We start from the raw sequence: 24085 nt of genomic DNA, 5'->3' as shown, positions 1-24085 counted from the left end.
TGGCTGTCGCCGCTGGCGATGGTGTCGTAGCCGATAGACTGCAGGGCTTTGACCGTTGTGTATTTGGATTTTTCACAGCGCATCTTGAAGTCTGTGATCTCGCCGTTGTCTGCTACAACGAGAGAGTTGCAGAAGATAGTCGGGTAGCCGAGTTTTTTCATCAGAGGTCCTGCGAACTGAGAGAAGGTATCGCTGATGATGATCACCTGTGTCATTTCTCTGAGCTTGTCGAGGAATTCTTTTGCGCCCGGAAGCGGATCAATCTTGGAAATTGTTTCCTGAATCTCTTTCAGTCCAAGATTGTGCTCTTTCAGAATATTGAGACGGTATTTCATTAATTTGTCGTAGTCCGGCTCATCTCTTGTTGTTCTCTTTAATTCCGGGATACCGGTTTCCTCTGCGAATGCGATCCAGATTTCAGGTACCAGTACGCCCTCAAGGTCTAAACAAACAATTTCCATAATAATCCTCCGTTCTGAAGCGGCTTTAACGTTGTAATAAGGTGCCGCGTCTCTCTAAGTGTGTGTACAGACTTTATTATAGCCGAAAAATGTCGAAATCGCTATATATAATTTTGCAGAAAGAAAAATTAACAAAAACAATCGTTATCTGCGAACAGTTACAAAGAATCTCTATTGTATCTTCCTCAGGAATAGTGTTATGATAGAAACACTGGAAAAGAGAAAGGTATGGTGAAATCATATGAAACAGGAAAATTATATAAAGGGAATGGTCATGATCATTCTGTCGGCATTTTTCTTTGCCTGCATGAATGTCAGTGTCCGGCTGGCGGGTGATCTTCCTTCCGTTCAGAAGAGCTTCTTCCGAAATCTGGTAGCGGCTTTTTTTGCGGTTATTATCCTGGCAAAAAATCATGTTGTGCCGAAGGTACAGAAAGCATACTGGGGTCCGCTGATCATGCGATGTACATTTGGAACTCTGGGAATCCTGTGTAACTATTACGCGATCGATCATCTGCTTGTTGCAGACGCATCTATCCTGAACAAACTGTCCCCGTTCTTTGCAATTATCTTTTCATTTCTGATTCTGAAAGAAAAGATCACGCCGGTACAGGGGGCCTGCGTATTCCTGGCATTTATAGGATGCCTGTTTGTTGTGAAGCCGGGATTTCAGAATACGGCTTTGATCCCGGCACTGATCGGAGTCTGCGGGGGACTTGGCGCAGGAATCGCGTATACGATGGTCCGTGTACTTGGAACACATGGGATCAAGGGACCGATTATTGTATTTTATTTTTCTGTGTGTTCCTGCCTGTTTGTGCTTCCGTATCTGATTTTTAATTATGTCCCGATGACAGTTACACAGCTTGGAACGCTTCTGATGGCAGGTCTGTTTGCAGCAGGAGGCCAGTTTACGATCACGGCGGCGTATAGTTATGCACCAGCGGGCAAGATATCGATCTTTGATTACTCACAGATCATATTTGCAACACTTCTTGGATTTTTCCTTTTTGGCGAAATTCCGGACAAATACAGCTTTATAGGATATGGACTGATCATTCTGGCATCGCTTGGAATGTTCGTATATAACATGAGAGCAGCAAAGAAAAATTAATTCTTTGCTGCTCCTGTTATTTTTATGAGTGTTTTTCTCTGCGTAATTTCTCGATAAAGTTCTGAAGATGTGACATGGCAAGCTTCAGATTCTCGAGAGAGTAAGCGTAGGAAATACGGATGTATCCTTCGCCACATTTACCAAATGCGGATCCCGGAATAACAGCTACGTGTTCTTCACGAAGAAGTCTTTCGGCAAATTCTTCAGAAGTCAGACCGAATTCCTTGATTGACGGGAAAACATAAAAAGCACCAAAAGGTTCGAAACATTCCAGTCCCATCTCGCGGAAAGCGTGCATCAGGTAACGGCGGCGGCCATTGTAAGCCTCACGCATTTCCTGTACAGCTGATTCACCATTGCGGAGTGCTTCGATCGCTGCATACTGGCTGGTAGTCGGTGCAGACATGATTACGAACTGGTGAAGTTTGGTCATCTGTTTGATAAGTTCAGCAGGTCCGCATGCATATCCAAGACGCCATCCAGTCATGGCGAAAGTCTTGGAAAAACCGTTCAGAAGGAGTGTACGCTCTTTCATTCCCGGAAGGCTTGCGATGGAAACATGCGGCTCATCGTAATAAGTCAGTTCTGCATAGATCTCGTCAGATACTACGATGAGATCATTCTCGATCACAACCTGGGCGATTTCTTCCAGTTCTTTACGTGGCATGATGGAACCGGTCGGGTTGTTCGGGAATGGCATGACCAGGATCTTGGTACGGTCAGTGATCGCTGCGCGCAGATCATCTGCGGTCAGGCGGAATTCGTTCTCAGCTTTGAGGTCGATAAATTTCGCCACGCCGTCTGCCATGACAGCACATGGCTCGTATGCAACGAAGGATGGCTGCGGGATCAGGACTTCATCTCCAGGTTCCAGCATGGCGCGCATGGAGAGGTCGATCGCCTCACTGCCGCCTACGGTTACAAGGATTTCACTCTTGGGATCGTAGGAAACTTTGTATTTGTTCTGTACATATTTGCTGATCTCCTGACGGAGTTCCAGGAGTCCGGCATTGGAAGTGTAGTATGTCCGGCCTTTTTCCAGGCTGTAGATACCCTCATCACGGATATGCCATGGAGTATCAAAATCAGGTTCACCGACACCGAGAGAGATTACGTCATCCATTTCACTTACGATGTCAAAAAATTTACGTATTCCAGATGGCTGGATGGCTGCCACCTTGTCTGCTACAAGTTTTCTCAAGGTGTCACCAGCATCCTTTCGTCTTTGATTTTCTGATCGAAGATCGTACCGTGGTCTTTGTATTTCTTCAGGATGAAGTGGGTTGCGGTACTTAAGACAGAATCCAGTGTGGACAGTTTGTCTGTTACGAACTGGGAAACTTCTTTGAGGGTTTTGCCTTCGAGAATGACCATCAGATCGTAGCCGCCTGAGATCAGATATACGGAACGGACTTCCGGATATTTGTAGATACGTTCTGCGATGGAATCAAATCCCTGGCCACGCTGTGGTGTTACACGCACTTCAATCAGTGCAGTGACCATTTCGGAGCTGGTCTTGTCCCAGTCGATCATGGTGTGGTAGCCGCAGATGATTTTTTCTTCTTCCATCTTGCGGATCTCATTTTCGACAACATCTGGTTCTGTGCCAAGCAGAATGGCGATCTCTTTGGAATCCATTTTGCTGTTTTTTTCAAGATAACTTAATATTTGTTTTCTCAAGATTATTTCCTCCAAAACTAAAATCACATAATCTGTTCCGGGATATTTCCGGAGATTATTTCTATCATACCACGTTCGACGGATTTTTTACAGTAAAAACGGGAAAAATACGAAGAGAGTTGAAACTGGATAAAAAAAGTAAAGTATTCAACTAAAAGTGTTTCTTTTCCAGAAAAAGGATGCTATAATAGAAGAAACAATGAAATGACAAAAGTCAAGGAGGCAGAAATTACAATGCAAATCACGAATGATATCTTATATGTAGGTGTAAATGATCACCAGGTAGACCTGTTTGAAGGTCAGTATGATGTGCCGAATGGAATGGCGTACAATTCTTATGTGATCAAGGATGAGAAGATTGCAGTTATGGATACTGTTGATGCAAACTTCACAAAGGAATGGCTCGATAACATCGCAGCAGTTCTGGATGGCGCGAAGCCGGATTACCTGGTAGTTCAGCATATGGAGCCGGACCACGCAGCAAATATCGAGAACTTTATGAATGCATATCCGGATACAACGATCGTGGCAAATACCAAGACTTTTGGTATGATGAAGAACTTCTTCAGAAACCTGGATCTTGAGGGCAGAACTCTTGAAGTTGGAAATGGTGAGTCCCTGACCCTTGGCAGACATGTGCTTACTTTCGTGTTTGCTCCGATGGTACACTGGCCGGAAGTTATGGTAACTTACGACAGCACAGACAAAGTTCTGTTTTCTGCTGACGGATTTGGTAAATTCGGCGCACTTGATGTAGAGGAAGACTGGGACTGCGAAGCACGCCGTTACTATATCGGTATTGTCGGCAAATATGGTCCGCAGGTTCAGAAGCTTCTCAAAGTGGCTGCAACTCTGGATATCCAGATCATCTGCCCTCTGCACGGACCGGTTCTGACTGAGAATCTGGGACATTATATTGAGAAATATGATATCTGGTCTTCTTATAAAGTAGAAGATGAGGGTGTTGTGATCGCATACACATCCGTTTATGGAAATACTAAGAAAGCTGTTGAAATCCTGGCTGAGAAACTGAAAGAAAAAGGCTGCCCGAAGGTTACTGTATTTGACCTTGCCAGAGATGACATGGCAGAGGCAGTTGCGGATGCATTCCGCTACGGTAAACTGGTTCTTGCAACCATTACCTACAATGCAGATATCTTCCCATTCATGAAGACATACATCGATCATCTGACAGAGAGAAGCTACCAGAACCGAACTATCGGTCTGATCGAGAACGGAAGCTGGGCTCCGAATGCAGCCAAAGTTATGCAGGCGAAATTCGAGAAGAGCAAGAATATCACCTGGCTGGACAACACAGTCAAGATCATGTCTTCCTTAAGTGATGAAAATATCGAAGAACTGGACAAGATGGCAGAAGAACTCTGCAAATAAAAAATACCCAGATACTAAAGAAGCCCCTGCGAAGTAAGGAAAACTTCGCGGGGGCTTTTTTTAATTACTGGAGTTGCCTGAAGAAAGAAAAGATAATAAATAAACAAGCAATATTAAGGGGGGAATATTAAAGCTCCAGGATCAAAACCTGATAATTGTCAAGTGTTACAGTATTTCCGCTTACAGATACTTCCGGGTAGTTGTTGAGAAGTACTTTTTTGTATGCAGATGGAAGGACTGCACTCTGTGGTTCTTTCTGGAAGTTTCCGAGAACCAGGAGAGTTTTGTCGCCTTTTCGATAATAGGACATCAGATTGTGTTGTTCCTCAAGGTAAGGGATCAGTTTACCGTAAACGATGGTTTCTTTGTATTCTGGGTCTTTGCGCAGAGCGATCAGTGCTTTGTAGAAAGAGAATAAAGAATCCGGGTCATTTACCTGAGCTTCTACATTGATGTCTTTGTAGTTCGGGTTTACAGGAAGCCATGGAGTACCTTTGGAAAATCCTGCGTTTTCGGTGGTATCCCACTGGACCGGTGTACGGGCATTGTCACGGCTGTATCTGGAGACACAGGCGAGAGCTTCTTTTTCGGTGCAGCCGGCATCCAGGGCTACATGGTATTCATCGATGGAACTGATATCATCTACCTGGTCGATAGAAGTGAATGTCAGGTTTTCCATACCGATCTCCTGTCCCTGATAGATGAACGGCAGTCCGCGGAGCATGAAGTACATGGCAGCCAGGAATTTCTTGCTCTGGAGAGAAAGATCTCCGTCAGGAATGTAGTGGCTGACACCTCGCGGCTCGTCGTGGTTTTCGATGATATTGGACAGATATCCGATATCGCCGATACGTTTCTGAGAGTGGAAACAGCATTCCTTGTAATCTTCCGGTGTGATCTCTTTGTGGTCGTACCATCCGTTCGGACTTCCACCGAATACGGTCGTGGAGAAATCAAACATACTGGAAAAATATCCGTTGCTTCCGATGAAATCAGGAAGTTCTTCTTCCTTTTCATTGAAAACCTCACCTACAGAAAAAGCATCGTGTGGTTTGAAAGTATGGTCACGCATCTCGCCGAGGAATTCTCCGACACCGGTTGCATCCTCAAGCATATAGTGGATACTGGAAAGTCCGTCCGGGCGGTCAACCGGGTAATCTTTGAATGGAAGTTTTTTCTTGATATTGATGATCGCGTCAATACGGAATCCACTGACTCCACGGTCAAGCCACCAGTTGATGTTTTTGTAAACTTCCTCGCGTACTTCCGGGTTTTCCCAGTTAAGATCAGGCTGTTTTTTGTGGAAGACGTGGAGATACTGTTTGTCCGGATGTCCCGGGAGCGGTTCCCAGACTGAGCCTCCGAAATAACTTCTCCAGTTGCACGGGAGTTCTCCCTCTTTGCGGTCTTCGATGTAGAAGAAGTTTCCGTATTTTCCATCCGGATCCTCACAGGCTTTTTTGAACCATTCGTGTTCATCAGAGCAGTGGTTTACAACCAGGTCCAGGATGATGTACATATCGCGTTTTTTTGCTTCGGCAAGAAGATGGTCCATATCTTCGAGAGTTCCGAATGCAGGGTTGATGTCATAGTAATCCGAAATATCATATCCCTGATCTGCAAAAGGAGATGGATAACATGGAGAGATCCAGATAATATCCACACCGAGGTCTTTGAGATAATCTAATTTCTGTATAATTCCCGGAATGTCACCGATTCCGTCATTGTTTGAATCATAAAAACTTTTTGGGTAGATCTGATAGGCTACTTTGTCCTGCCACCATTTACGTTCCATAAGAAATTCCTCCTTAAATTCTGTACTTTATTATAATGGTCAGAATGAAAAAAATCTTATGAGAATCTGACCAAAAACTACGATATTTTGACTTTTTACAGAATAACTATTGACAAATATTCTCATTTAGCATACGGTTAGTTCGTACGTACTGAGAAAAAGTATCATTACTGTTCGCTTCGCTCACAGTAATTTGGTCAAAATGCATTCCAAATCACCTTCGGTGATGGCATTTTGCCCTGTATGTCTCGGGATTTTGCCATATTCATGGCAAAACACCTCGCGGGATATTTCCTGTGAACAGTAATAAATATCAATAAAAACTAAAGAACAGAGGAAAGAAGAGGAAAGCAGATTATGACATCATTAAGAGAACTGCCGATCGGGAAAACCGCGACGATTCGCTCTGTCGGTGGCGAGGGGGCTTTGCGACAGCACTTTCTGGACATGGGTCTGATTCCGAAGGGTGATGTGACCATGGTGAAATATGCACCGATGGGAGACCCGATGGAACTTCGTATCCACAGTTATGAACTGACACTGCGTCTTGCAGATGCGGAAAAGATTGAGATTGAAAATATCCGTGATGCAAAAGAAACGAAACAGAAGCCAACGCCTTTGCAGAAGAAAGCAGCCGAGGCGATGCCGCATCCGGGACTTGGCGAGGGTGGAAAGTTCCATGAAAAGAAGGATGAACATCCACTGCCGGATCATGTACCATTGACATTTGCACTGGCGGGAAACCAGAACTGTGGCAAGACGACGCTGTTTAACCAGCTTACAGGATCAAGCCAGCATGTGGGAAACTTTCCGGGTGTTACGGTAGACCGTAAGGATGGAATGATCCGTGGCAAAAGCAATACACTGGTAACAGACCTTCCGGGAATTTATTCCATGTCACCGTATTCCAGCGAAGAGATCGTAACGAGGAATTTTGTCCTGGATGAGCACCCGAAGGGAATCATCAATATCGTTGATGCTACTAATATAGAAAGAAACCTTTATCTGACCATGCAGCTGATGGAGCTGGATGTGCCGATGGTCCTTGCATTGAACATGATGGACGAGGTGAGACAGAATGGAGGCTCTGTTCTGGTTAATCACATGGAGGAAATGCTTGGAATTCCGGTCATACCGATCTCGGCAGCCAAGAACGAGGGTATTGACGAACTGGTAGAGCATGCGCTTCACGTTGCGAAATACCAGGAGAAACCACGGATCATAGATTTCTGTGATGCAAATGAAGACGGAGGCGCTGTTCATCGATGCCTTCATGCAATCATGCATCTGATCGAGGATCATGCACAGGCAGCAGGAATCCCGGTCCGTTTTGCAGCGGCAAAGCTGGCAGAGGGAGATCAGCTGATCATGGACAGCCTGAAGCTGGATCAGAATGAGAAGGAAACTCTGGAACACATCATAAAGCAGATGGAAAAAGAACGTGGACTCGATCGGGCGGCGGCGATCGCACATATGCGGTTTGATTTTATTGAGAGAGTCTGTGATGAAACGGTTGTCAAACCAAAAGAGAGTAAGGAACATCTTCGCAGTATGAAGATCGACCGGATTCTGACCGGCAAATATACAGCGATCCCATGTTTCGTGGGAATCATGGGACTTGTGTTTTTCCTGACATTCAGTGTGATCGGAGCATTTCTCCAGAATCTGCTGGATATGGGGATCACGGCACTTGGAGGTATGGTGGACCGTTGGATGACGGCAGCGAATGTGAGCGATGTCATTCATTCTCTTGTGATCGATGGTGTGTTTAACGGAGTGGGAAGTGTCTTGAGTTTCCTTCCTGTTATCGTGACGTTGTTTTTCTTCCTCTCGCTTCTGGAGGACAGTGGATATATGGCGCGGGTTGCGTTTGTGATGGACAAACTGCTTCGTAAGATCGGGCTTTCCGGCAGGAGCATCGTTCCGATGCTGGTCGGTTTTGGATGTACCGTACCGGGAGTTATGGCGAGCCGTACACTTCCGTCAGAGCGTGACCGTAAAATGACGATCATGCTGACACCGTTTATGAGCTGTTCTGCGAAGCTTCCGATCTATGCATTTTTTACAGCGGCGTTTTTCCCGGAACATGGAGCGATCGTGATGATCGCACTGTATTTTGGAGGGATCGTGATGGGAATCCTGATGGCACTTCTGATGCGTCGGACACTGTTCAGTGGAGAGGCGGTTCCGTTTGTTATGGAACTTCCGAACTATCGTATGCCGGGAGCAAAGAATGTCGGACATCTTCTCTGGGATAAGGCAAAAGATTTCCTGCAGAGAGCATTTACAGTTATTTTCGTCGCAACGCTTGTGATCTGGTTCCTGCAGACATTCAATGCGCATCTCAGCATTGTGGAGGATTCCAAAGACAGCATTCTTGCCATGGTGGCAAGTGTAGCGGCACCGATCTTCAGACCGATGGGATTTGGTGACTGGAGGATCTCCACAGCACTGATCACAGGATTTATGGCAAAGGAAAGTGTTGTTTCCACACTGTCTGTTCTGTTTGGAAATACAGCGACACTGCTTTCCTGTATTACACCGCTCTCAGCAGCAAGCCTTCTGGTGTTCTGTCTTCTGTATACACCATGTGTGGCAGCGATCGCTTCTATAAAGAGAGAACTTGGTGGCAAATGGGCAGTTGGTGTTGTGATCGGGCAATGCGTGATCGCATGGCTGGCAGCGTTTGTGGTCTATCTTGTGGGAGGATTTTTCTTCTAAAAGACATTAGTTGGTTATCTTTACATATAAGATTTATCTGCGGTGATGACTGACGTTCAGGGCAAGCCCCATTTCACCGAGAAGGAATACAATGGAAGTTCCTCCGTAACTGATGAAGGGGAGGGTGATCCCTGTGTTGGGGATCGTGTTGGTGACAACGGCGATGTTCAGGATGACCTGGATCGCCAGATGTCCCATGATCCCGGCAGAGAGAAGCGCACCGGAAAGGTCTGTACTGTGCATGGAGATCACACAGAGCCGCCACAGGAGCAGACCAAAAACAAGGATCAGGAGAATGGCTCCGGTGAGACCGAGTTCTTCGCAGATAATCGAATAGATCATATCATTCTGGGCTTCGGGTACGAAGCCCAGTTTTTGTATACTGTTACCCAGTCCCCGTCCAAAAAGCCCGCCGCTTCCGATTGCGTAAAGTCCCTGGATCGTCTGGAAGCCTTTTTCATATTTTTCAGGATCCCGCCAGATCGCAAGGCGCTCCAGACGGTAACTTTCTGCAGCAAGAAAAATGGCGATAAATCCAATGCCTGCACCGCCGAGAGCGATGAACTGGAGATAATGAGGTGACGATGCAAAAATCAGAATGACACCAATTCCGAGAATGATGATCGCGGTACTTAAGTTGTTGGAACCGACCAGGCCGACAATGGGAAGCAGGGTAAACATCGTCCGGCACATGAACCAGAATCCGTCCGTCTTTTTGCGGGAGCGATCGATCTGCCAGGTCAGAAAAAGGACAACAGCGACTTTGGCAAATTCGGATGGCTGGAAAGAAAGAGGACCGAGATTCAGCCAGCGCCTGGAACCGTTGATCTCCTGTCCAAAGAGAAGCACGGCTGTTGAAGGAAGCATGGAAAGAAGATATGCTGCAGGGGCGAGCCGGACAAAAAAGTGATAATCTATACTGGAAACAAAATACATAGCACTCAGCCCGAGCGCAGAGGCAAAGAGCTGTTTTTTGAAGTAATAGGCAGAGTCATGGAAACGGACTCTGCCATTGTATTCGCTGGCACTGAGAAGAATGACAAGACCAAAAACAGTCAGGAGGATCACCAGGGTCAGCATGGTCATATCCATCCGGGAAGAAGCTTTTTGTTTGTCCCTTGGCATGACAGACTCCGAAAAGGCTTTTATCTAAAGATATAAAGAAAACAGGAAAAATATACCTTAGGGATTGTACGAAAGAGAGGCTTTTTATATTCTGCGAGGGGATTGACATGGTATGAGACGCGGTATATCATGTGCAAAAAGGGTAACAACAGTAAGAAAAAATCTGAAAACGAGGGACATTATGCAGGATAAAAAACTGCTCCAGATCGGAGAGGTGGCAAAAATTTTTCATGTCAGCATGGGGACTTTACGCCATTATGAGCAGGAAGGACTTCTGGAACCGGAGTATGTGGATGAAAAAACAGGCTATCGTTATTATGGAGTCCGTCAGCTTGAAGTGCTGAATACGATCCGTTATCTGCGGGTGCTGGATCTGCCGCTTTCGGAGATCGCGGAGTTTCTACATGACAGAGACACACAGGTGATGGAGGAGAAGTTGGTCCGGCAGAAAGAGATCATCGAGAAAAAAAGACAGGAGTTGGATATCATTGCAGGGAAGATCGACCACCGCCTGGAACAGCTTCGGGATGCGGTGAGTTCAGAACTGGATCAGATAAAAATGGTCTGTACACCGAAATGCAGGATCGCATGGATGAAAGATTCCCTGAAGCCGGAATCGTATCTTGATCTGGAAACTGCCATCCGCCGTCTGCAGAAAGGGCAGAAGGAGCCGCTGGCATTCTTGGGCAAAGTTGGCGTGGGGATTTCAGAAGAAAAAATAAAGAAGGACGATTTTCAAAGTTATGACCTTGTTTTTCTGAGACTTGATGAGGAAGATATTTACGAAGGAAAAACGGAGATTTTTCCAGAACAGAAATGCGTATCGATCCGTTTCTGCGGAGGGCACAATGCGGCACCGCAGTATTACAGGAAACTTCTGGAGTACATACGGGAACGGGGCCTTAAGATCGCCGGATTTTCCAGGGAGATCACGCTGATCGATTATGGAATGACGAATGATACGGACAAGTTTGTGACGGAGATCAGGATTCCGGTTGTGTGAGAGAGGAATACAGATAAAAATACAGAATTTGGGGAGACAGTGAAATGCTGGATATTGAGAAATTAGAGGAACAGTTATTTGAAATGCAGGATTTGAAGTACAGGGATTTCCACAGTAAACTTCTGCCGGGGATCGATAAGGAAACCCTGATAGGGATCCGTACACCGATGCTGCGTAAATTTGCCAAAGAATTTGCAAAGACACCGGAGGCAGAAGAATTTCTGCAGGTCCTTCCACACCGATATTATGAAGAAAATAACATGCATATGATGATCGTGACAGGGATCAAAGATTACGAAACCTGTCTTGCCGAAGTGAAGAAGTTTCTTCCATATATAAATAACTGGGCGACCTGTGACCTGCCAGCACCGAAATGTTTTGCGAAGCACAGAGAAGAACTTCTGCCGGAGATCAGAAGCTGGATCGCCTCCGGTGAAATTTATACGATCCGTTATGGGATCGGTCTGCTGATGAGTTTTTATCTGGACGAGGCTTTTGAACCGGAATACCTGGAACTTGCAGCAGGAGTCCGTTCGGAAGAATATTATGTAAACATGATGATCGCCTGGTATCTTGCCACAGCTCTGGCAAAACAATGGGAAGCGACCATTCCCTATCTGGAAGAACGGCGTCTCCCGGAATGGGTACACAGGAAGACAATCCAGAAAGCCGTCGAAAGCTACCGGATAACACCGGAACAGAAGGTATATCTGAAGAGCCTGAGATGAATCATGTGAATCGAGTGAAAACTTCTTGACTTCAAGTGTACTTGAAGTGATAATCTTCTATAAAAGCAATAAAATATATGCGCATATTGGGAGGTAAAAATCATGTACACTGCATCAAAAGACAGATATACAACTATGGAATACAGTCACTGCGGGAACAGTGGGCTGATGCTGCCGAAGGTGTCACTGGGGTTGTGGCATAATTTTGGGGATACTGCGAATTTCGAAAATATGAAGCAGCTTTGTTTTACAGCATTTGATAATGGGATCACACAGTTTGATCTGGCGAATAATTATGGACCGGAGCCGGGAAGTGCGGAGAAGAATTTTGGCAAGATCCTTAAGGAAGACCTGGGAGTTTACCGTGATGAGCTGATCATTACGACAAAAGCCGGTTATGAAATGTGGGATGGCCCTTACGGAAACTGGGGCAGCCGCAAATATCTTCTTGCGAGCCTGGATCAGAGTCTGAAACGTATGGGACTGGAATATGTGGATATTTTTTATCATCACAGAATGGATCCGGATACTCCGCTGGAGGAAACAATGGGAGCATTGGCAAGTGCTGTCCAGAGCGGCAAGGCACTTTATGTCGGACTTTCCAACTACGATGGCAAAACACTCAGTGAGGCGGCTGCCATCCTCAAAGACCTGCGCTGCCCGTTTGTGATCAACCAGAACCGTTATTCTATCTTTGACAGAACGGTAGAAAAGAACGGACTTAAGAAGACAACCGGCATCCTCAAGAAAGGACTCATCACATTCAGCCCGCTTGCGCAGGGACAGCTCACTGACCGTTATCTGAATGGCATTCCGGAAGACAGCCGTATCCGTACAGACGGAAGATTCCTTAAGGAAAGCGCTCTTGACGAACACAGACTTGATCAGATCCGTAAGTTGAACGATCTGGCAGCACAGCGTGGCGAGAAACTTGCAGACATGGCTCTTGGATGGCTCCTTCAGCAGAAGGAAGTGACCAGTGTACTGATCGGTGCATCCAAACCGCAGCAGATCCTTGACAATGTAAAAGCGATCAGCTGTGCACCATTTACGAAAGAAGAACTGAAGCTGATCGATGAGATCTCACTGAATTAAAAGAATAAGGAATGTTTACAAGAATCCCTCGCATACACTATAAAAACAGTGTCTTCGGGGGATTTTCCTTTGAAAGATTATATTGAAGAGCGGGCAGTGGAAGTAGCATGTTACATAATTGAGACCAGGGCAACGGTGCGGCAGGCGGCGAAAAAATTTGGGATAAGCAAGAGTACGGTGCACAAAGACTGTGCAGAACGTCTCAGAATGATCAATCCATCCCTGGCAATGGAAGTGAGGAAGGTCCTCGATGTAAACAAGCAGGAGCGTCATATCCGTGGAGGACTTGCTACGAAGGAAAAGTATCTGCATATGGTGAGATAATGTTGCATATATAGAAATATTTGTACTAAATATAAGCGTGGTTTATATTTTTATACTATAATGCACCATAAAATAACAAAAGTGCAAAAAAAGCATTGGCAGGAAGGTACACTTATGATGTTTCATGAAGAACTGAGAAAGAGCCTGGACGAAATGAACTGTACACAGAAAGAACTTGCTGAGGCGGGAAATCTGCCGGCCAGTACGGTAAATCGCTATGTTTCAGGAAAAAGAGTTCCGGAGCAGAGAAGTGAACAGTTAGAAAAAATACTCGATGGGTTGCAGATTTTAAGTAACAGAAAAAAATATACTGGATTTTCCAGAGAAAACTTTTATAAGATACTTGAGAAGCAGCTGGAAATAACTTCATTTGACTATGAGAGATTTCGCAAAAATCTGAATATGCTGATCGATACGCTTGAGATCAAAGTCAGCAAGATGACAAAGGAGCTGTATTACGAACCTTCCTATATTCAGAGAATCAAGAGCGGACAGAGGCGACCGGCAGATCCGGAGGATTTTGCAGGAAAGGTCGCGGCATATATTCTGGAACATCATATTGCGGACCGTACAGGGATCCGGCAGTTACTGGGAGTTGAGAAGGATAAGATCAGAAACGATGAAGAAGCTGTAAAAGCACTGGAGGAATGGCTGTGCACCGGAGAAGATCCACTGGTTGATCCGACAGATATATTTTTACGAAAAATAGATGAGTTTGATCTGAATGAATGCCTGCATAAGATTGATAAATCGGGAGAGTCCTATGTGACCCTCCCTTTTACGACACGAAAAATATATTATGGAAAAGAAGGAATGATGAAGGCAGAAATGAATTTTATCAGGCTGACGCTGGCTTCGGAATCTATGGAGCCGTCAATTCATTACAGCGATATGCCTGTTGAAAATATCTTCGGAAATCCGGAATTTTGTAATCGATGGATCGAGGGGCTTATGCTTCTGCAGAAAAAAGGTTTGAAACTGGTAGTTATCCATAATATGAGCAGATCGCTCCATGAACTTCTTCTTGGGATGGAAAAATGGATTCCGGTTTATATGGCGGGACAGATGGAGTCTTATTGTCTTTATCAGAGCCGGAGAAATAATTTTTGTAACGGGATCAGAGTTTCAGGTGCAGTTGCGCTGCGCGAAGGTGCGGTCAGGGGCTTCGATGAAGACAGCAAATACTATGTGACAGAAAAGAAAGAGGAAGTGGCTTATTACAATAAACAGATCCGAAATCTGATCTCAAGGTCAAATGTCCTGATGAAAGTGTACAGAGAAGAAAATAAACAGGAATTTTCCAGGTTTCTGCTGGAAGATCAGAAGGAACAGGGAAAACGGAGAAATATCCTTCCGTCACTGCCCTTATACACAATGTCAGAAGCGACTTTAGATGAGATCATTTCCGAAAACTATTTTTCTTCTGAATTTATAAGAGAGCTGAAGTATTATTATCTGAACCAGAAAATAAGGGTGGAAGATATTTTGAAACACAGTGAAATGGAAAATGAAGTTGCCGTGCAGGAGGAGACGAATATTGAATCCTGTTTTATCCCGCTGGCAGGTATCTTTGGCGGTCAGGAATTATGGTATGCTGCAGATTTATACAAAAAACATCTTGAAGAAACGAGAAATTTTGCTGCCAGCCATACAAATTATATTCTGATCGAAAATTCTGCACCAAAATTCAGGAATCTTCAGGTATCCATTATGGATGAAAATTGGATCATGCTTTCCAAAACAAAAAATCCAACGATCCACTTTGTGATCCAGGAACCAAAACTCTGTAAAACTGTGTGGAAAATGATAGAGAAACGAAAGGCAAAAGAAAGTAGAGAATAAGACAAAAGCAGCTGGATCACAGCTGCTTTAATACGTTAAGTAAACGTGCGTTATCCTCTGGCATCATGATGCAGAAGCGGATGAATTCTCCGTCAAGACACTGGAAAGAAGCACAGTCACGGATCATGAGTCCCTCTTTGATGCAGGCTTCGAAGGCATCGGAAGAAGTAAGTCCTGTTTTCTGGATCTTGAGCAGGATAAAGTTTGCATAGGCAGGATAAACTTTGTATGTTGGGATTTCTTTCAGTTCTTTGTAAAGTTTGTCCCTTTCAGAAAGAATTAGATTTCTGGTCTTCTGGATATACTCCTGATCTTTGAACATTAATTCTCCGGCATAGGCACCAAGACTGTTGAGGGACCATGGTGTCTGTTTTTCTCTCATTTTGGCGAGAAAATCCATATTTCCGGTGACACCGTAGCCAAGACGCATTCCCGGTGCGGCATAGAATTTGGAAACGCCACGCAGAACCATGAGATTCGTAAATTCCTGTGTAAGCGGAACTGCGGTGATCTCATTGATATCCGGTGCAAATTCTACATAAGTTTCATCGATCATCACGAAAATATTATGCTTAGCACAGAAAGCGATCAGTTTACGGAGTTCATTCTGGGTAATCGCAGAGGAAGTCGGGTTGTTAGGATTACAGAGAATAAGGAAATCGTAACCATTTTCGAGCGTCTTGCAGAGATCATCAATATCCAGGAAAAAATCCCGTTCTTCCTGAAGATGATAATATTCCTGTGTGCTTCCGGAGAAAGAAAGTTCACGGGAGTATTCGGAATAAGTTGGTCCCAGGATCAGGGTATGCTTCGGAGCTCTTTCCTGGATCAACAGAGAGATCAGCTCGCTGGATCCATTTCCCGGGAGGATAAAGTCAGCCGGAATATTGCAGTATTCAGAAATTGTATTTCGAAGAGAAGTATAATTTCGATCCGGATAGGAAGAAAAAAGGTCAATATTTGAAGCCAGTGCATCCCTGACTTTGGATGAGAGTCCAAGCGGATTGACATTGGCACCGAATTTTACGATATCTTCTTTATTTAAATGATAGTACTCACATATTTTTTCTATGTCACTTCCATGAAAAACTATCTTTGTAGTCATAGCTGTACACTTCCTCGTATTTTTTTAGTCTTTTACTATCATAAAGCATTCCGGATCTATCTGCAAGTAGATAAACTTGCTTTTCAGGCGTATTTTGCATATAATAGTAGTCAGTTTTGCAGATAAACAGTTGGAGGGAAGAGAAATGCGATTACAAAAAGTACAGGATGCATTGGAAAAAAAGAATATCAAATATGAATACACAGAAGAAGACGGATGCGGGAGCCTTGATTTTATGTTCCGCGGCCTGAAATTCCATGTGTGGGAATATCATGATGGAGTCTGGGGGGCAGAGACCAATATTTATGAGGCTGGAAGAAGCCAGGATATTGAAGGAGATTATGAAGCGGAGATTTCAGCGGAGATCCTTTCCTGGCCGGATATGATCAGCAATTAACAGACAGGAGTCGGAAAACTATGAAACTAATGAATATTGCAGATGAGGGAGCGGGATACAAAGCACAGCTTTATGAATTGTATGACAATGCATTTCCAGAGCAGGAAAAAAAGCCGCTGCATGTAATGGAACAGCTTGTCGATGATGGCAAAATGGAAATGCTTGCGATGGTGGATGGAGATGAGTTTGTAGGACTTGCCATCAATATGATCAGCGGGGATCGTGCGCTTCTGGATTACTATGCGATAACACCGGAGAAGCGGAGCTGCGGCTATGGAAGTAAGGGACTGGAAGTCCTGCTTGCACATTTTGAGAATAAGAAATATATCTTTGAGATCGAGACACAGGATGAACAGGCCGATAATGCAGAGGAGCGTAGACGGAGAAAAGCTTTTTACCTGAGAAATGGTCTGAAAGAGACCGGGCTGTCTGCGAATGTATATCATACAGATTTTGAAATCCTCACACCGGATGGGGAACTGTCTTTTCAGGAGTATGTGGATTTTCTGAGAGAAGTTCTGGATGAAGAGTATGTGCAGATGCTGCGTCCTACTCTGATTTCTGAGAGATAAAATAAACAAGGAACAAGGGGAGAATTATGGGAGAACACATTGTTTTAGTCTATCTGGTTGTATGCTTTTTTGTATTTCTGGCAGGTTTTGTGGATTCGATCGCAGGCGGAGGCGGGCTGATTTCACTTCCGGCCTATATGATCGTAGGTCTGCCGGCGCATACAGCGATCGCAACAAATAAGATCAGCAGCAGTATGGGAACAGCAGTATCATCTTTTTATTATCTGCGTCAGGGATTTATGAAATGGAAGATCTGTGCACCATCCATTGTAGCGGCCTTTATAGGATCTGCACTTGGGGCAAAGATCACACTGATGATTGATGAGAAAGTACTGAAGATCGCCATGCTGATCGTGCTGCCGATCATTCTTTTTTATGTGCTTCGAAGCAAAGCACTACAGGAAAATCCAGATTACGAAGTGGTAGATAAAGTAACTCCGAATCTGATCATGAAATGTATCGTTATCGCATTTACAGTTGGAATTTATGACGGAATCTACGGACCGGGAACAGGCACATTCCTGATGCTGCTTTTTACAGCTTTTTGTCATCTTTCTCTGCATGATGCGGCAGGGACAACAAAAGCGATCAACCTGACTACAAACATTTCGGCACTTGCAGTATTTCTGTTCAACGGGGCTGCGTATATTCCGCTGGGACTTGCAGCAGGGTGCTGTAATATGATAGGAAATTATCTGGGAAGCCATTGCTTTACAAGTAATGGAAGCAAGATCGTTAAGCCGATCATCGTGGTTGTGATCGTGATCTTTTTCATAAAAGTATTAACAGAATTGATAGGATAAGAAGAAAGACCGGGGCGTTAATAGCCCTGGTCTTTTATAAATTCATAAGTTCGTCTGCGATTGTTGTGGTCGTGATAAGCGAGATATTTCTTTCGCATTTCTGCGTATGCAGTCTTTTCTTTAAAACCATTTTCATAGTATTCGTGAATCTTCGGAAGCAGTTCCTCTCTGGTAAGGCAGCGTTCGCCGAAGAGATCTTTTTCCATGTCGATATAGCTTCCATTTGTTTCATTGTATTTGTCCAGATCAAACTGATAAAAAAGTATCGGTTTGCCAAGATAATAAACATCCCACGATACACTGGAATAATCGGTGATCAGCATGGAACATTTCATAATAAGCTGGTTCAGCGGAACACTGCCAAATGGGATCAGCCTTATCAGCGGATCATCTGCATGAAAAGCAGAGATGTACTCCCGGAGTTTCGGATGGATATAAAAGATCAGTTCGGTATGCGTTTGATGCAGAAATTCCCGGAGTTTCGGATCATTCAGAAGGGCAGCATATTCTCTGTAATAACTGCTCTGCCGGAAGGTTTCATCACTCTGGTCTTCCAGCCAGCTTCGCCATGTTGGCATAACAAGGATGGAAGGATGCGAAAGATCTGATCTGTCTTTCAGAACATCCCAGCGGCTGAGACCGGTCACAGGGATCTGTTCTGGTCTGTATCCGAAGTCCTGCTCGATGATCACTTTTTCCATTTCGGAAGAAGCTGTGAAATAAGTCATGGAACTTGTGCCGCTGGCTCCAAAAAGATTCTCTACCCGCTTCAATGCCAGAACACCGTGCTGGAGAAAATAAATATCATGTTTGTTGATCTCCCGGGAGATAAGGTTTGGCATCGGTTTCCACGCAAAGGCATGAAGCCGGCTGTCAGAAGCAATATACAGCCGGGCTGTCATGAGGTACAGAAGATGGCAGAAACTCAGGAATGGAATGACATTGGAACGATACTTCCGTGTGGCCTTCCATTGTGGGGAAGATTTGTCCAATATAAAGAAAATGTTTTTCTTTTCTTCTGCTGGAAGATGTTTCATACAATACTGGAAAAAATAAAAACCATTGTCCTGAGCAGAAATACAGTATTTTTCATAGATCAGCCAGATATGCCGTTTCTTAAAGAGTGGGTTCATCAGTTTGCCAAGACCAAAAGCGGCGAGTTCTTTAAAATGAAAAAGAGGACTGTCGTATGACCGCAGTGGACGGCTCCGCAGGATAAAACGATGCCCGGTACTCCCCATCGGGAAAAACAGACATGTGTCTTTTTTTACAGAGTAGCTGCCGAGAATAAGCTGCATGCGAAGACGGCTGCCAATAACAGGCATCCAGGAGTCTGGACAGTCGTCTGAATACAGCCGCAGGTTCCAGTCGTTTTCACCAGGTTCCAGAACAGAGACATCGATCTGAAAGATCAGGTTCTGTGGATTTTTGGAAACACAGCGGAGCTGATGCCGGAAATTTTGTGAAGAATTCTGATAAAAAAGTTCTGCCTGAATCTTCATATCCGGTCTGGGGAGCTGTATTGTGAGATAAAGCTGTGATCTTTTTATTTTTATATGGGTTACATGTAATGAATGTTCCATGAAAAATTTCCTGTCCTTGTGATGTTTTTATTATAGTTACAGAAATTATACAGAACGGAGGAAAGATTTGCAATGGGTTTTGTCCGGTGGAATTGTGATATTCCTTTGATTGACAATCGATAAGAACCTGAGATAGAATGAAACAATACACAGTGATAACAAAAATTTATGAGGAAACGTAAATGGAGAGAAAATTTAAATTTACCAAAGCAGATACGGCTGCGGTGAAAGGAATTGCGATTATATTTTTGATTCTTTATCATGGCTTTTCAATAAAAAGCCGGCTGTATGGGTATCCGGTAAGCTTCTGGCCGCTGTCGGAGGCAAAGGCAATGGCAGTCTGCCGTGTGATGGTTCAGTGCGTTGGAATTTTTGCATTCCTGTCAGTGTATGGTCTTACTCTGTCGATGAAAGCCCAGTATCATGAATATGAGTTTACAGGACATGAGGCAACATTGTTTGTTCTGAAACGGTATGTGAAACTTGTGCTTTCTTTTACCCTGCCATTTCTGTTCTGCATGGGGGTAACTTACCTGACACATACATCCCGCTACAGTGATGGATTTCCGATTAATCTGATCAATGCCGGAATGGATTTCCTCGGGTTGGGACATCTCTTTGGGACGCAGATGCAGATCAATACCTGGTGGTATTTGAGCCTTGAGATTCTGCTGATCTTTTTTATGCCTTTTCTGGTCAGATTTTATAAGCGGTACGGGTGGCTGATGGTCTTCATGTTCCTGCTCATCGGAAGCTTTATGCTGGAAAAGCATGTGCATCTTACAAAGTATTTACTTGTAGCTCCGCTGGCAGTCTGCTTTGCAGATCAGAATGTTTTGGAAAGGCTCAGAGAATTTCATATTGTAAAAAACGCAGTATTAAATAAACTGCTGAAATTTATTTTGAGCACAGGTGCATTGTATGTCCTCTGCAAAATGTTTAATACGCAGTGGGGAATTGATCATTTTGAATTTGCACTCAACGGTGTGATTCCGGTGCTGATCGTTTACTGGTCTTATGAGTTTGTGATCGGAATTCCGGGGATTCGCCAGATTCTGCAGTTTATAGGAAAACATTCTGCAAATATTTTTTATATCCATACATTTATAAGAGCAGTATGGCTGAGAGATCCTACCTATTCTCTTGGACATGCGGCAGTGATATGGCTGTTTATCCTGGTTGTGAGTCTCGCACTTTCTATTTTGCTTGGCGTTGTGCAGAAAATCATACGATTTGATAAATTTTCTGCATGGATCAGTAACAGCATCATAAGCTGGGCAGATCGTACTTTATAAAACAGATAAAAAACGCAGTACCGAATCTGAAATAAATCAGGTTCCGGTTACTGCGTTTGCTATTTTAATGGAATCTTTTTTTGATTTCCTCGCAGATATGTCTGCTGTGTTCGTGATCCTTAAACTGGAGATATTCTCCGCGCATTTTTTCGTATTCCGGTTTTAAGTGGAAGTCATTTTGTACGGTTTCTTCCAGATAGTCAAGAAGCTGTTCCTGAGTTGCTGCCCTGTCGCCAAAAAGTTCTGTTTCCATATCAATATAACTTCCATGTGCTTCGTTGTATTTCTCAATATCAAACTGATAAAACAGACTTGGTTTATCCTGATAAAGAATATCCCAACATACACTGGAATAATCCGTGATAAGCATACGGCAGCGCATCAGCATTTCATTTACGGCAACTTCACCAAAAGAGATCAGATGGATCCGTTTACTGATTGATTTGAAGGTATCTGCATATTCCTGAAATTTTGCATGCAGATAGAAGTTGACTTCAAGATCATATTTTTCCAGAATCTGATTCAGACGTTCAGAATTCAGGAGCCCCATATAATGGCGGAAATAATCACTTTCTTCGAAATCTTTATCCGGTACGGAATCCAGCCAGTTTCTCCAGGTTGGCATGATCAGAATTTCACGTTTGCCCTGGGATTTATCTTTGAGTACATCCCATCGTGGAAGTCCGGTGTTGATGACTTCGTCAGGTTCATATTCAAAATTCTCAACAATTGTCTGTTTTTCCTTGTTGGTGGATACGACGAAGAGATCGCAGCCACCCTTTTTGCCTTTGCCGTAGAAGTTATCAACACGTTTCAGAGCGATAACTCCATGCTGGAGGAAGACAAAAGGAATTTTTTTGATATAACGGTTAAAAATACTGTGGCGGGACTGCATGGCATAGGTATGGTATCTGGAATCGGAGCTGACGATAAGATCTGCCGCGAGCAGATAAACCATGTGCCGGATGGACATAAAATCCAGAATCCGATTCTTATAAGGTTCCACTTTGGAACGGTCCGGAGAATCCTTATCTATGATATAGTAGATTTTTTTATTAAGGAAAGCTTCCTCGTCCTGTTCCATGCAGTGTTTGAAAAAGTAATAACCATTGTCCTGTGCCATGGAAGAAAATTTCTCGCATACCAGGCAGATGTGCTTCCGTTTCCAGTAAGGTCTGGCGACACGATAAAGGAAAACGGAGAGGAATTCCTTGAAGATGATATCCATGCCGTCATATTTTTCTCTCTGACGGTTTACAAATGCGAGAGTCTGTTTACTTGTATAATATGGATAAAAGTAAAAATTTTCGTCTGTCTTGTAGGCAACATTGGAAAGGAATTTTTGCTGCATTCGCTGCAGAGCGGTCATAAAAATCGGAATTCTGGAAACATCTCCGGTATCTGCATTTCGAACCAGAACAAAAATATCCCAGTACAGGCTCTTCCATTCAATAGAGCGAAGGTTCAGGGAAACGGTTATTCGCTGAAGATTTCCGTTGGATTTTATGCTTTTGGTGGTGAAATCATAAGTTACGGCATCTTCGGCAAGCTTGCTTCGGAAAAAAAGTCCGGTTTTTATATATTTGTGCCTGCTTTTTTCAAGGTCGAAAGATATCCGGAGAACTCCATGGCTCATCTTAAGACTGTGGTAGGCACAGGTCAGAAGATTTTCCATAAAATATGTCCGGCTGCATAAATCTATAATAAGAAGATTATCTAATCTGGCAGTAAATATACCGATATATTCTGCAGGCTCAGAAGAAGTATCTTCCGGGAAATAAATATCTTTGGCAAAAATGTGATATTTCTTATTAAAATTATTATCCGGACGGAGAGCATATAAGGTATGGCTGTTATCAGAAGCCACACAGCTTAAAGTGAGAATAAACTCCGAATGTCGTTTGAACTGGAAATATTCCTGAAAAGGCAGCAGGTCCAACTGGAATGTACAGAGATCAATCTGCGTAAAAGGAATGGAAATATCTTCTTTTGTCTTAGGATTCCGTGCAAGGAAACGATAAGAAGAAAAAGCTCCGGCAGAAAAGTCTGCGAATTTCAAAGTCACTTTCGTAGAGGAAAGAGCTGAAATATAAACAGAGAGGTTTCCGTTGATCCAGGAAAAGGATGAATCAGATGTATGTGATTTGATTTTCATAATTCCTCCAATATAATCTGTGGTTAAAGTTTTATAAGTAACATAATTATAACATAATATTAATAAAATTTAAACATTTTTCGACTGACAAAATATTTTGCTATTTTGCTAAAAAAATACTTGACATATAAAAAAGAATATGCTATTCTATCACAGAACGCTGCCGAAGACAGTAGGTGCCGTAAGGCATAAGGATCACAACGCCTACCGAGGACTTAGTATTCTATATGAGATTACATGAGACCTTACTGTCGTTATGCAGTAAGGCTTTTTTTATGACGCGGCGGTATAAATCTATAAGGAGGTGTACCATTTATGGCAAAAGTAGAACTGAAACAACCAATCGTAGAAGAAATCGCAAACAGCATTAAAGACGCACAGGCAGTAGTACTTGTTAACTACAGTGGTCTTACAGTTGAACAGGATACAATTCTGCGTAAAGAGTTAAGAGAAGCTGGTGTTCAGTACAAAGTTTACAAAAACACAATGATGAAACGTGCATTCGCAGGTACTGATTGTGAAGAACTTAGCCAGCATCTGGAAGGAACTAATGCTATTGCAATTTCTGCAACAGATGCTACAGCACCGGCAAGAATCCTTGCTAAATACGCAAAGCAGTTCCCAGCTCTTGAGCTGATCGCTGGTGTAGTTGAAGGAAACTACAACGATCAGGCTGGAATCCAGGCTCTGTCCCAGGTTCCGTCCAGAGAAGAACTTCTTGGAAAACTTCTTGGAAGCATCCAGTCTCCTATCACAAACTTCGCTCGTGTGCTTAATCAGATCGCTGAGGCACAGGGTGGCGCTGATACAGAGGCAGCAGCAGAATAATCCTAAAATAATAATAAAATATAATAAATGGAGGAAATTAAAATGGCAAAATTAACAACAGAAGAAT

The 24085-nt window shown here is 43.7% G+C and carries 20 protein-coding genes, 1 pseudogene and 1 other annotated feature; of the genes and pseudogenes, 13 read left to right on the top strand and 8 right to left on the bottom strand.

Going from position 1 to position 24085, the window contains the following annotated elements; genetic code table 11:
* Positions 1–461 (bottom strand): bifunctional phosphoserine phosphatase/homoserine phosphotransferase ThrH (gene thrH / locus QZL69_RS01365; protein WP_291517795.1); only part of this gene is annotated, 461 nt, incomplete at its 3' end.
* 241 nt (positions 462–702) lie between these two features.
* Between thrH and QZL69_RS01360 the strand changes: the two genes are divergently transcribed.
* Positions 703–1575 (top strand): DMT family transporter, encoded by an 873-nt coding sequence (locus QZL69_RS01360; RefSeq protein WP_022213434.1) that lies wholly within the window; start codon positions 703–705, stop codon positions 1573–1575.
* A gap of 22 nt (positions 1576–1597) precedes the next feature.
* On the opposite strand, the gene QZL69_RS01355 is transcribed toward QZL69_RS01360, so the two are convergent.
* Both QZL69_RS01355 and QZL69_RS01350 read right to left on the bottom strand, forming a co-directional pair.
* Positions 1598–2776, bottom strand: coding sequence for an aminotransferase class I/II-fold pyridoxal phosphate-dependent enzyme (locus QZL69_RS01355; protein WP_022213433.1), 1179 nt, complete (start codon positions 2774–2776; stop codon positions 1598–1600).
* Entirely contained in the window at positions 2773–3255 is a 483-nt protein-coding gene (locus QZL69_RS01350) for an Lrp/AsnC family transcriptional regulator (RefSeq protein ID WP_022213432.1), read from the bottom strand. The genes QZL69_RS01355 and QZL69_RS01350 overlap by 4 nt, the downstream gene beginning before the upstream one ends.
* 234 nt (positions 3256–3489) lie before the next feature.
* Here QZL69_RS01350 and QZL69_RS01345 point away from each other — a divergent pair.
* Positions 3490–4644 (top strand): annotated as a pseudogene (locus QZL69_RS01345) (FprA family A-type flavoprotein); the annotation flags it as partial.
* Between the two features lie 130 nt (positions 4645–4774).
* Here the strand turns inward: QZL69_RS01345 and QZL69_RS01340 are convergent.
* Positions 4775–6442 (bottom strand): alpha-glucosidase, encoded by a 1668-nt coding sequence (locus tag QZL69_RS01340; RefSeq protein WP_022213430.1) that lies wholly within the window; start codon positions 6440–6442, stop codon positions 4775–4777.
* Between the two features lie 357 nt (positions 6443–6799).
* Here QZL69_RS01340 and feoB point away from each other — a divergent pair, with 357 nt between their 5' ends.
* Positions 6800–9163 carry a ferrous iron transport protein B gene (feoB, locus tag QZL69_RS01335; protein ID WP_022213429.1) on the top strand — a complete coding sequence of 788 codons (2364 nt, stop codon included), beginning with the start codon at positions 6800–6802 and terminating at the stop codon, positions 9161–9163.
* A gap of 33 nt (positions 9164–9196) precedes the next feature.
* On the opposite strand, the gene QZL69_RS01330 is transcribed toward feoB, so the two are convergent.
* Positions 9197–10288, bottom strand: coding sequence for an FtsW/RodA/SpoVE family cell cycle protein (locus QZL69_RS01330; RefSeq protein ID WP_022213428.1), 1092 nt, complete (start codon positions 10286–10288; stop codon positions 9197–9199).
* 181 nt (positions 10289–10469) lie between these two features.
* Between QZL69_RS01330 and QZL69_RS01325 the strand changes: the two genes are divergently transcribed.
* The 5 genes from QZL69_RS01325 (at position 10470) to QZL69_RS01305 (ending at position 15280) form a co-directional block, all read left to right on the top strand.
* Complete coding sequence (locus QZL69_RS01325; protein ID WP_022213427.1) at positions 10470–11291, top strand: MerR family transcriptional regulator; 822 nt, start codon at positions 10470–10472, stop codon at positions 11289–11291.
* Positions 11292–11335: 44 nt separating this feature from the next.
* Positions 11336–12019 carry a DNA alkylation repair protein gene (locus tag QZL69_RS01320; RefSeq protein WP_022213426.1) on the top strand — a complete coding sequence of 228 codons (684 nt, stop codon included), beginning with the start codon at positions 11336–11338 and terminating at the stop codon, positions 12017–12019.
* Positions 12020–12121: 102 nt separating this feature from the next.
* Positions 12122–13114, top strand: coding sequence for an aldo/keto reductase (locus tag QZL69_RS01315; RefSeq protein ID WP_022213425.1), 993 nt, complete (start codon positions 12122–12124; stop codon positions 13112–13114).
* A 69-nt stretch (positions 13115–13183) separates the two neighbouring features.
* Complete coding sequence (gene spoIIID / locus QZL69_RS01310) at positions 13184–13438, top strand: sporulation transcriptional regulator SpoIIID (RefSeq protein ID WP_022213424.1); 255 nt, start codon at positions 13184–13186, stop codon at positions 13436–13438.
* Between the two features lie 114 nt (positions 13439–13552).
* Entirely contained in the window at positions 13553–15280 is a 1728-nt protein-coding gene (locus tag QZL69_RS01305) for a helix-turn-helix domain-containing protein (protein WP_022213423.1), read from the top strand.
* 16 nt (positions 15281–15296) lie between these two features.
* Here the strand turns inward: QZL69_RS01305 and QZL69_RS01300 are convergent, their stop codons facing one another.
* A complete protein-coding gene (locus QZL69_RS01300) occupies positions 15297–16385 on the bottom strand; it encodes a pyridoxal phosphate-dependent aminotransferase (protein WP_022213422.1) in 1089 nt (362 codons plus the stop codon).
* A gap of 145 nt (positions 16386–16530) precedes the next feature.
* On the opposite strand from QZL69_RS01300, the gene QZL69_RS01295 reads away from it, so the two are divergent.
* The 3 genes from QZL69_RS01295 to QZL69_RS01285 are packed head-to-tail and all read left to right on the top strand — an operon-like array spanning position 16531 to position 18157.
* Positions 16531–16782: a hypothetical protein gene (locus QZL69_RS01295; RefSeq protein ID WP_022213421.1), complete on the top strand. Its 252-nt coding sequence runs from the start codon at positions 16531–16533 to the stop codon at positions 16780–16782.
* Positions 16783–16802: 20 nt separating this feature from the next.
* Positions 16803–17354 carry a GNAT family N-acetyltransferase gene (locus QZL69_RS01290; RefSeq protein ID WP_022213420.1) on the top strand — a complete coding sequence of 184 codons (552 nt, stop codon included), beginning with the start codon at positions 16803–16805 and terminating at the stop codon, positions 17352–17354.
* A 26-nt stretch (positions 17355–17380) separates the two neighbouring features.
* Positions 17381–18157: a sulfite exporter TauE/SafE family protein gene (locus QZL69_RS01285; RefSeq protein WP_022213419.1), complete on the top strand. Its 777-nt coding sequence runs from the start codon at positions 17381–17383 to the stop codon at positions 18155–18157.
* A 17-nt stretch (positions 18158–18174) separates the two neighbouring features.
* Here the strand turns inward: QZL69_RS01285 and QZL69_RS01280 are convergent, their stop codons facing one another.
* Positions 18175–19740, bottom strand: coding sequence for a CDP-glycerol glycerophosphotransferase family protein (locus QZL69_RS01280; protein ID WP_022213418.1), 1566 nt, complete (start codon positions 19738–19740; stop codon positions 18175–18177).
* Between the two features lie 182 nt (positions 19741–19922).
* Here QZL69_RS01280 and QZL69_RS01275 point away from each other — a divergent pair, with 182 nt between their 5' ends.
* Positions 19923–21035, top strand: coding sequence for an acyltransferase family protein (locus QZL69_RS01275; protein WP_022213417.1), 1113 nt, complete (start codon positions 19923–19925; stop codon positions 21033–21035).
* Between the two features lie 64 nt (positions 21036–21099).
* On the opposite strand, the gene QZL69_RS01270 is transcribed toward QZL69_RS01275, so the two are convergent.
* Entirely contained in the window at positions 21100–23190 is a 2091-nt protein-coding gene (locus tag QZL69_RS01270) for a CDP-glycerol glycerophosphotransferase family protein (RefSeq protein ID WP_022213416.1), read from the bottom strand.
* A gap of 145 nt (positions 23191–23335) precedes the next feature.
* Positions 23336–23473, top strand: a sequence feature (ribosomal protein L10 leader region).
* Between the two features lie 32 nt (positions 23474–23505).
* Between QZL69_RS01270 and rplJ the strand changes: the two genes are divergently transcribed.
* Positions 23506–24018, top strand: a complete 513-nt coding sequence (gene rplJ / locus QZL69_RS01265) for a 50S ribosomal protein L10 (RefSeq protein ID WP_022213415.1) — start codon at positions 23506–23508, stop codon at positions 24016–24018.
* Positions 24019–24085: the final 67 nt, after the last annotated feature.

This window comes from Blautia sp. CAG:237, assembly GCF_000436615.1.
Classification (GTDB): Bacteria; Bacillota; Clostridia; order Lachnospirales; family Lachnospiraceae; genus Blautia_A; species Blautia_A intestinihominis.
This window is presented reverse-complemented; position numbering and strand designations above follow the sequence as displayed.

Excerpts from the sequence above, each read along its gene's own strand:
- QZL69_RS01360 (WP_022213434.1), top strand. The coding sequence starts at position 703 with ATGAAACAGGAAAATTATATAAAGGGAATGGTCATGATCATTCTGTCG.
- QZL69_RS01340 (WP_022213430.1), bottom strand. The coding sequence starts at position 6,442 with ATGGAACGTAAATGGTGGCAGGACAAAGTAGCCTATCAGATCTACCCA.
- feoB (WP_022213429.1), top strand. The coding sequence starts at position 6,800 with ATGACATCATTAAGAGAACTGCCGATCGGGAAAACCGCGACGATTCGC.
- QZL69_RS01330 (WP_022213428.1), bottom strand. The coding sequence starts at position 10,288 with ATGCCAAGGGACAAACAAAAAGCTTCTTCCCGGATGGATATGACCATG.
- QZL69_RS01325 (WP_022213427.1), top strand. The coding sequence starts at position 10,470 with ATGCAGGATAAAAAACTGCTCCAGATCGGAGAGGTGGCAAAAATTTTT.
- QZL69_RS01320 (WP_022213426.1), top strand. The coding sequence starts at position 11,336 with ATGCTGGATATTGAGAAATTAGAGGAACAGTTATTTGAAATGCAGGAT.
- QZL69_RS01315 (WP_022213425.1), top strand. The coding sequence starts at position 12,122 with ATGTACACTGCATCAAAAGACAGATATACAACTATGGAATACAGTCAC.
- QZL69_RS01305 (WP_022213423.1), top strand. The coding sequence starts at position 13,553 with ATGATGTTTCATGAAGAACTGAGAAAGAGCCTGGACGAAATGAACTGT.
- QZL69_RS01300 (WP_022213422.1), bottom strand. The coding sequence starts at position 16,385 with ATGACTACAAAGATAGTTTTTCATGGAAGTGACATAGAAAAAATATGT.
- QZL69_RS01295 (WP_022213421.1), top strand. The coding sequence starts at position 16,531 with ATGCGATTACAAAAAGTACAGGATGCATTGGAAAAAAAGAATATCAAA.
- QZL69_RS01290 (WP_022213420.1), top strand. The coding sequence starts at position 16,803 with ATGAAACTAATGAATATTGCAGATGAGGGAGCGGGATACAAAGCACAG.
- QZL69_RS01285 (WP_022213419.1), top strand. The coding sequence starts at position 17,381 with ATGGGAGAACACATTGTTTTAGTCTATCTGGTTGTATGCTTTTTTGTA.
- QZL69_RS01280 (WP_022213418.1), bottom strand. The coding sequence starts at position 19,740 with ATGGAACATTCATTACATGTAACCCATATAAAAATAAAAAGATCACAG.
- QZL69_RS01275 (WP_022213417.1), top strand. The coding sequence starts at position 19,923 with ATGGAGAGAAAATTTAAATTTACCAAAGCAGATACGGCTGCGGTGAAA.
- QZL69_RS01270 (WP_022213416.1), bottom strand. The coding sequence starts at position 23,190 with ATGAAAATCAAATCACATACATCTGATTCATCCTTTTCCTGGATCAAC.
- rplJ (WP_022213415.1), top strand. The coding sequence starts at position 23,506 with ATGGCAAAAGTAGAACTGAAACAACCAATCGTAGAAGAAATCGCAAAC.